The sequence below is a fragment of the Flavobacterium sp. genome, assembly GCF_003525665.1.
Classification (GTDB): domain Bacteria; phylum Bacteroidota; class Bacteroidia; order Flavobacteriales; family Flavobacteriaceae; genus Flavobacterium.
The window spans coordinates 3,276-8,712 of record NZ_DQDX01000134.1 but is presented as its reverse complement, the minus strand read 5'-3'; the positions used below and the strand labels follow the sequence as shown (position 1 = coordinate 8,712).

General features: G+C 32.1%; 5 protein-coding genes. 1 reads left to right on the top strand and 4 read right to left on the bottom strand.

Annotated elements, in window-relative coordinates:
- The first annotated feature begins 129 nt into the window (after positions 1-129).
- Positions 130-387 (top strand): hypothetical protein, encoded by a 258-nt coding sequence (locus DIU01_RS09580; protein ID WP_290833870.1) that lies wholly within the window; start codon positions 130-132, stop codon positions 385-387.
- 196 nt (positions 388-583) lie between these two features.
- Here the strand turns inward: DIU01_RS09580 and DIU01_RS09575 are convergent, their stop codons facing one another.
- The 4 genes from DIU01_RS09575 to DIU01_RS09560 are packed head-to-tail and all read right to left on the bottom strand — an operon-like array spanning position 584 to position 5,119.
- On the bottom strand, positions 584-1,585 hold the full coding sequence (locus DIU01_RS09575; protein ID WP_290833868.1) for a proline iminopeptidase-family hydrolase: 1,002 nt from the start codon (positions 1,583-1,585) through the stop codon (positions 584-586).
- A gap of 19 nt (positions 1,586-1,604) precedes the next feature.
- Positions 1,605-2,495, bottom strand: coding sequence for an exopolyphosphatase (locus DIU01_RS09570; protein ID WP_290833866.1), 891 nt, complete (start codon positions 2,493-2,495; stop codon positions 1,605-1,607).
- Between the two features lie 24 nt (positions 2,496-2,519).
- Positions 2,520-4,634: a polyphosphate kinase 1 gene (ppk1, locus tag DIU01_RS09565; RefSeq protein ID WP_290833864.1), complete on the bottom strand. Its 2,115-nt coding sequence runs from the start codon at positions 4,632-4,634 to the stop codon at positions 2,520-2,522.
- A gap of 2 nt (positions 4,635-4,636) precedes the next feature.
- Positions 4,637-5,119: a histidine phosphatase family protein gene (locus tag DIU01_RS09560; RefSeq protein ID WP_290833862.1), complete on the bottom strand. Its 483-nt coding sequence runs from the start codon at positions 5,117-5,119 to the stop codon at positions 4,637-4,639.
- Positions 5,120-5,437: the final 318 nt, after the last annotated feature.

Genomic DNA, 5,437 nt, shown 5'->3' with positions numbered 1-5,437 from the left:
CAAAAATATAACTTAATTGAATTTAGAATTTAATATAAAAACAAACTTAAATCTTGATATTTAAATAAATCTTGAAATCTAAATTAAAATAATATCAATCTAAATAAAAAGAAACAAAATAAAAATAATATGAAAAGTATTTGGATAACAAATTACGAAAATAACGAAATCAAAGTTGTAAACACGTGGTTTAACGGCGAATTTTTATACGTAAATGATATTTTACAAGACAAAACATTTGGTGCAATTTCTACCAAATTAACAGGTCATTTAATAAATCAGAAAAATGAAAGAGAAAATATTAAAGTTAATCTTGGAGGATTTTTCAAAGTAAATTGTCAACTATTTATTAATGATAAAAAAGTAGAGGCTAAAAAAGTAAAATAACCTCTGCCAAACTGCCAAAACCATTTTTAAGTGCATTTGAAATCATCAACTACTTAAAAATCATTATACGGCATCAGCAGCAAAAAACAGATCAAACTACTTTCTACACCAATAAAAAAACTTCCAAAATAATTTATTCTGGAAGTTTCTTTATTTATAAACCTTTTAATAGCTGCAAGTAGCCATTCACCGCTCACTAATTCCCTTTCTTCAAGAAATCAATCAAACCTTTAAAGTACGTTTCTTGATCATCATAAAGCGACATGTGACTTCCGTTGGCGCAATATAAGTAGCTTCCGTTTTTGAATTGCGTTGCCATCCATTTCATGTATTCGGGATCCATTGTGTCGTATTTTGCTCCAATCACTAAAGTCGGAACTGTAATACTTGGTAATTCTTTAGAAACATCCCAATTGGTTAATTTACCCGAAATTCCCAACTCACTTGGACCTTGCATTGTAATATATAATGACGAATTTAATCTTCCCATCGAACGATTTACAGGTTCTGGCCATTCGGCAACAGGCATTCTAAGGATGTGTTTGTTGTAAAAGTTCTCCATCAACAATCCCATGTATTGCGGATTGGTGTAATCCTTTTTAGCTTCCAAATCCTTAACCGTTTTTAGGACATCTTGTGGCATTTGCTTTGCTAAAACTTTAGAATATTCGCCATATTTAGGACAACTTGCCATCATATTAGAAACTATTAATCCTTTTAAATTATCTTGGTATTTCAACGCATATTGCATTCCTAAAATCCCGCCCCAAGAATGACCTAATAAGTAAAAATTGTCTTTAGTAAGGTTTAATGCTTTTCTAACTTGCTCTACTTCTTCTACATATCGAGGTAAATCCCACATTGTAGTATCGTTTGGATTATCAGAAAAACCAGTTCCTAATTGGTCGTAATAGATAAATTCGATGCCTTCTTTTGGCAAGAAACTTTCCATCGCTTCAAAATATTCGTGCGACATTCCTGGTCCGCCATTAAGCAACAATAACTTAATCTTCGGATTGTTTCCGATGCGTTTTGTCCAAACATTAAACTTTCCTTTTGGCGTTGCAATCGAAATCATTTTAACACCACCATTCTTTACTCCTTTTGTATCATCTGCAAAATAAGTCGCTACTTCTTGCTCCTTTTTACATGAAAAAAGAGTCGTAATAATTAAAAGAACTATAATTTTTAGTTTCATATGCTTGGTTGGTTTTTGGTTATATTCTGTTGTAATACATTGCTTTTACAATTCCGTCTGACAATCCAATCTTTGGAACATAAATTTGTCGTGCGCCACTCCATTTCATAGCATTAAGATAAATTCGAGTTGCCGGAATAATTACGTCGGCACGGTCAGTATTCAATCCTATTTCTGAAATTCGTTGTTCGTACGTAAGCGAACTTAAATATTGGTATTGCGAATTTAGATATAAGAACGACAAGGGTTTGTCTTGTTGTTTTCCTGATAATTTAAATAATTTATTGATGTTTCCACCAGATCCAATTAAGGTAATATTTTCGAATGGTTCGCATGTGGTTTTAATCCATTTTTCTATTTCGAGCCACACAATATCGTTTACCATATCATTTAAAAGTCGGACAGTTCCGTTTTTGAACGATTTGGATGCTACAATTTTTCCATTATCGAATAAAGAAAATTCGGTGCTTCCGCCGCCAACATCTACATATAAATACGTTTTATCGATTGTCAACAAAGTATTTAAATCAGAAGAAGCGATGATTGCAGCTTCCACCTTTCCATCAATAATATCAATATCAATCTGCGATTTTTCGCGGATGATTTCTGCAACTTCTTTACCATTGTAAGCTTCACGCATTGCCGATGTAGCGCAAGCCTTATATCTTTCTATTTTGTAAACTTTCATTAACAATCGAAAAGCTTCCATAGCGTCAACCATTCGATCTATATTTTCTTGCGATATTTCGCCAACTGTAAACGCATCTTGACCCAAACGAATTGGCACACGAATAAGCGCCGATTTATTAAATTGCGTTTCTTTTCCTTCTTGTTCTACTACGTTTGTAATAAGCAATCTCATGGCATTTGAACCAATATCAATCGCGGCGTATTTTTTTATTGAAATCATTAATTGTACTTATTTGGTGCTAATTTAGGTATTTAAATTTTCGTCTTGTTGGTTTTTATAATAGTTGTAAGTTTCATGTTGCGCTCTAAAAACAACTTCGTTTTCCTTGCGAACTCTATATTTATTATCCAGTTTTTCCGAATGAAATCTGGCTTTTACATTTCCTTTCCAACCTACTTCAAAGGTATCGATTAATTGCTTCTTGATATCATCTTGATAAATTGGGCAGGTTACTTCTACTCGACCATCGAGATTACGAGTCATAAAATCGGCCGATGAAATAAATACATCTGGATTATCATCATTGCAAAAAATGAAAACTCGTGTATGTTCAAGATAATTATCTACAATACTAATGGCTTCAATGTTTTCACTCATGCCTTTAATTCCCGGAATAAGCGAACAGATTCCACGAATTTGCAATTTCATTTTTACACCTGCATTACTTGCTTCGTATAATTTATCAATCATTTCAAAATCAGACAAACTATTCATTTTCAAATTGATATAAGCTGGTCGTCCTGCGTTGGCATTGTGAATTTCTCTGTCTATTAATTTATAAAACTTAGAACGAGAATAATGTGGCGAAACAATTAAATGCTTGTATCGGTGCAATCTATAGTTGATATCAAAGAAATCGAAAATTTTAGAAACGTCTTTTAATATTTGCTGATGACTGGTTAACAAAGTTACATCGGTATACACTTTTGCTGTAGATTCGTTGAAATTTCCAGTTGAAATAAATCCGTAGCGTTTATTTTTTCCGTCTTCCAATCGGTCAATAACACAAATTTTACTGTGTACTTTTAATCCTTTTATACCAAATATTAATTCGATTCCTTCTTGTTGCATTTGCTCTGCGTAGGAAATATTACTGGCTTCATCGAAACGTGCTTGAAGTTCGATTTGAACTACAACTCGCTTTCCGTTTTTGGCAGCATTGATTAGCGAACTAATGATTTGAGAGTTTTTCGCCAATCGATACAACGTAATTTTGATAGACGACACTTTTGGATCTAACGCTGCTTCACGCAAAAATTTGATTAGATATGAAAACGATTGATAGGGTGCAAAAATCAAATAATCTTTTATAGCAATTCGGCTTAAAATACTACCTTCAAACGATAATCCTTCTACAGGAAGTGGCTTTTTTTGTTGGTACAATAAGTCAAATCTACCAAGGTTTGGGAAATCCATGTAATCGCGTCGGTTGTGATATCGTCCACCAGGAATGATACTATCGGTCGATTCGATTTTCATTCTGTTTAAGAAAAATTTCAGCGTATCTTTATCAATTTCAGTATCATAAACAAAACGCACTGGCTCGCCTATTCTACGTTCTTTAACTGAAGTAGCGATTTTTTGTAACATACTCTTGCTCATATCGCTATCAATATCCAATTGCGCGTCACGAGTAATTTTTATCATGTGAGCCGAAATACTTTCGTAATCAAAAATATTGAAGATGTTATTTAAATTATATCTAATGACATCGTCGAGAAGCATAATATATTTTTTACCATCAATTTCTGGAAGGACAACAATTCTATTGATCGTTTTTGGAATTTCGATAATAGCGTACCTTATCTCTTTTTTTGGTTTTACCAATCCAAGAACCTTGGGTTTTGCATCGGTTTTCATGACCAATTTTATCGCTAAATAACCAGCAGTATCTTTTAATAGTGGAAATTCGGCAAGGTCATTTAAGATAATTGTTACCAACTCTGGACTTACTTTTTGAATAAATAAATCATGAACAAAAAGCTGATGTTCTTGACAAAGTTGATTTTCATTTACGGTAAATATATTTTCTTTTTCAAGCTGTTTTTCAATAACGCTTAAAACTTTCAAACTCTCAGCTTGTTGTTTAATCACAATTTCTGTGATGTCTTTTACTAATTGTTGTGCAGTAATTCCACCAAGAATTTTTTCGCCAGTTGCACCAGACAAACTCAATCGTCTAATAGCAGCAAATCGAACTCGGAAGAATTCATCTAAATTATTTGAAAAAATACCTAAAAAACGAAGTCGGTCTAGCAACGGAACATTTTCGTCTGCGGCTTCTTGTAATACTCTGGCGTTGAAGGTTAACCAACTTTTTTCTCTATCTATATACCTGTACTTTTTGTCTGGACTCATAACTAAATATCTCGTGGAACTATAATTTCAATGGTTTTTCCTTTATTGATTTTTGACCAAGAATCGGTATCAAAATTAATTGTTACAAATCCTGCGGTTGGCACATTATCAATAAAAACATCCCCAAATTTATTAACAAAATCTGTAATTGCGTTATTATGACCAAAAAGAATTAGATTATTACAGTCATTTTGGCAAGATTTAACAATTTGTTCAAGTTGATTGGAATCAAAAGTGTACAAATCATTTACAATTTCAATTTTACTCACACTCCATCCCCAATTTTCTAGAAACAGTATTGCAGTTTTGTGAGCTCTTTTTGCATAACTAGACCAAACTATTGCCTCTGGATTTACCCTATTTTTTGTAAATAAAGCAACTTTTCTAGCTTTTAGTTTTCCTTTAGGCGATAAATCTCTTTTTGAGTCAGTTACAGGATCATCCCAACTTGATTTTGAATGCCTGATAAGAGTCAATGCTTTCATTTTTTTGTAATATTTTTCATATATTATTTAATCAAAATAGCATTTTAACTGCTATTTTATGCACTTTATCGATTTTTTTCTTGTCAGATTAAAAAATGCGATTTAAATTCGAATAATTTTAAGTGATAAAATAAAAAAATGCATGTATTGAAAAGCGAAAATATTTTATAATAAACACATTTACAAAAAAGACGAATAAATTCTACGTAAATGTAGAATAAACTCAATAGAAGCATCTGTTTGCCGAAAATAAATTCAAAAAAATGTACTTTATCGAGTTTTATTGCTATTAGTAGATTATATAAACATAGAAAGCAC

Bases quoted from the DNA above. Each gene is read 5' to 3' on its own strand.
- DIU01_RS09575 (WP_290833868.1), bottom strand. From the start codon at position 1,585: ATGAAACTAAAAATTATAGTTCTTTTAATTATTACGACTCTTTTTTCA.
- DIU01_RS09570 (WP_290833866.1), bottom strand. From the start codon at position 2,495: ATGATTTCAATAAAAAAATACGCCGCGATTGATATTGGTTCAAATGCC.
- ppk1 (WP_290833864.1), bottom strand. From the start codon at position 4,634: ATGAGTCCAGACAAAAAGTACAGGTATATAGATAGAGAAAAAAGTTGG.
- DIU01_RS09580 (WP_290833870.1), top strand. From the start codon at position 130: ATGAAAAGTATTTGGATAACAAATTACGAAAATAACGAAATCAAAGTT.
- DIU01_RS09560 (WP_290833862.1), bottom strand. From the start codon at position 5,119: ATGAAAGCATTGACTCTTATCAGGCATTCAAAATCAAGTTGGGATGAT.